Genomic DNA, 1,260 nt, shown 5'->3' on the forward strand with positions numbered 1-1,260 from the left:
TGTTCGACAAGACTAATTTCAATGATGTCAAAGATCTAAATGATCCCCTGATTCCGGGGCTTTTTGATTAATTGTTTAACTCGTCCCATTTTAACGGGACACTAATGTAAAAGATAAAGAGATTATGGCTGTAACAATGGCTGATATAACCAAGCTCCGTAAAATGACCGGTGCTGGTATGATGGACTGTAAGAACGCCTTGACTGATGCAGAGGGCGATTTCGATAAGGCAATGAAGATTCTCCGTGAGAAGGGGCAGGCTGTAGCTGCTAAGCGTTCTGACCGCGAGGCTTCTGAAGGTTGCGTGTTGGCTAAGAAAACGGGTGATTTTGCTGTTATTATCGCACTGAAGTGTGAAACAGACTTTGTTGCTCAGAATGCTGACTTCGTAAAATTGACTCAGGATATCTTGGATCTGGCTGTTGCTAACAAGTGCAAGACACTGGATGAAGTGAAAGCTCTGCCGATGGGTGATGCAACTGTTGCTCAGGCTGTAACAGACCGTAGCGGTATCACTGGTGAAAAGATGGAATTGGATGGCTACATGACTGTTGAAGGTGCAGATACGGTGGTTTATAACCATATGAACAGAAACGGTTTGTGTACTATTGTTGCTTTCAATAAGAAAGTTGATGAACAATTGGGTAAGCAGATCGCTATGCAAATTGCTGCAATGAATCCTATTGCTATTGATGAGGACGGTGTGTCAGAAGAAATTAAACAAAAGGAAATCGAAGTTGCAGTTGAGAAAACAAAGGCTGAACAGGTACAGAAGGCTGTTGAGGCTGCTCTGAAGAAAGCAGGTATTAACCCTGCTCACGTAGATAGCGAAGATCACATGGAAAGCAACATGGCCAAAGGCTGGATTACTGCCGAAGATGTTGCCAAAGCAAAGGAAATCATCGCTACTGTTTCTGCAGAGAAAGCTGCTAACTTGCCTGAGCAGATGATCCAGAACATTGCTAAGGGTCGTTTGGGTAAGTTCTTGAAAGAAGTCTGCCTGTTGAATCAGGAGGATGTAATGGATGCAAAGAAAACTGTAAGAGAAGTGTTGAAAGAAGCAGATCCCGAACTGAAGGTCACAGATTTCAAGCGTTTCACTTTGCGTGCTGAGTAAATCTATATTTGGATTTTGATATAAACTAAGAAGATGTGTCAAAAAGCACACCTTCTTTGTTTAGCACAAAGCCCCGACTTTCACAAGCTGGGGCTTTGTTATTACCTAAAGATTTTGTATCTTTAAGCCTAAAGATTTATACA

The 1,260-nt window shown here is 42.1% G+C and carries 1 protein-coding gene; it reads left to right on the forward strand.

The genetic code is table 11. From position 1 onward, the window contains the following. The first annotated feature begins 124 nt into the window (after positions 1-124). Positions 125-1,117, forward strand: a complete 993-nt coding sequence (tsf, locus tag HF894_RS15035; protein WP_204973459.1) for a translation elongation factor Ts — start codon at positions 125-127, stop codon at positions 1,115-1,117. The last annotated feature ends 143 nt before the right edge of the window (positions 1,118-1,260 follow it).

The organism is Caecibacteroides pullorum (assembly GCF_019239235.1).
Taxonomy (GTDB): domain Bacteria; phylum Bacteroidota; class Bacteroidia; order Bacteroidales; family Bacteroidaceae; genus Bacteroides; species Bacteroides pullorum.